The organism is Aeromicrobium sp. CnD17-E, from assembly GCF_024124745.1.
In the GTDB taxonomy this organism is placed as follows: domain Bacteria; phylum Actinomycetota; class Actinomycetes; order Propionibacteriales; family Nocardioidaceae; genus Aeromicrobium.
This window is the reverse complement of record NZ_JAMXRU010000214.1, coordinates 1-1,267: the sequence shown is the minus strand read 5'-3', so window position 1 is coordinate 1,267 and position 1,267 is coordinate 1. Positions and strand designations below refer to the sequence as shown.

The 1,267-nt window shown below is 77.7% G+C and carries 1 protein-coding gene; it reads right to left on the bottom strand.

Annotated features, from left to right (window positions below):
* The coding region (locus NH339_RS18210) for a DNA polymerase Y family protein (RefSeq protein ID WP_253027466.1) at positions 1–1,163 on the bottom strand (1,163 nt) is incomplete at its 3' end.
* Positions 1,164–1,267 lie beyond the last annotated feature (104 nt).

Here is a 1,267-nt window from a genome sequence, read left to right as displayed (position 1 = left end):
TCGCCCCACGTCGTCAGCAGACGGCGGGCGGCCGGCGCCCGACCGCCCTGCACCTGGGCCGCGAGCACCCCGTCGTGCCCGACCAGACCCTGCACCCGGGCGATCCCCCGCTCGACGCGCTCGTCGTCGGCAGCCCGGGTGCCGGCCCCGAACAGCACCGGCGCGTGCTCGCCCACCGGCGCGACCGTCTCGGGCACCAGCCGCACTCCCCCGACCGGTCCGGGCAGCACCGTGCCCTGCAGCTGCCAGCGCACCCGGTCGACGACGTCGACGGCACCGAACCAGCGCGGGTGCGCCCAGCGTCGGGTGGAGGCGACGACGCCGTCGACCTCGACCTCGATCCCGAGGGCGGTGCACACGACACCGCGCTCGGCCAGGCGGGCGACGAACCGCTCGGCGACCGACCGGAGGCTGAACGCGACGGTCTCGGCCCGGGAGACCGGCGGCTCGAGCGTGAGGACGCCGCTCAGCTCGGGCGGCACGTCGCGGCGGGCGAGCAGCCGAGGGTCCTGCCCCGAGGCGAGCCGGTGCAGCAGCCCGCCGTGCGCCCCGAACCGGGTGTGGACGTCGGAGGGGCGCAGCGCCGCCAGGTGCGCGAGCGTGGTCAGGCCCATGCGGCGCAGCAGGCTGACCACGTCGGGCGACTCGAGCACCTCGACGGGGAGCGGGGCGAGGAAGGCGGCGTCGGTGCCGGGCTCGACGACGTGGACGTCCTGCGGGGCGGCCCGGCGGGCGGCCTGCTCGGCGGCGAACAGGGTGTCGGCGACGCCGAGCCGCACGTCCCACACCGCGAGCGAGACGACCCGCTCCGCGACGACGGCGGCCGCCTGCTCCTCCCCGCCGTAGAAGCGGGCCGGCACGGGCAGCGCGCACAGCCCGGGACGCAACGGCGTGACCGCGGGGCTGAGCTCCTCGACGCCGAGCAGCACCTCCTCGAACGAGCGCGCCTCGACGTCGGGACGGTGGTCGGCCAGGTGCAGCTCGGGGCACCGCGCCTGGGCGTCGCGACGACGCATGCCCCGACGCACGCCCTCGACCCGTGCAGCGTGGTTGCACGCCAGCACCTGACCGCCCTCGAGCACGGCACCGGGCTCGTCGCGCGGCAGGTCGGGCAGGGCGGCCCGCACCGGCCAGTCGGGACACCACACCACGAGGGTCCTCATCCGGCGCTCCGCACGATCGCGGGCTCGCGCCGACGCGCGGGTGCGACGTCGGGACGGGCCCGCTGCACGGTGAGGTCGGCCGCGGGCAGCAGGAGGTCCCGGGC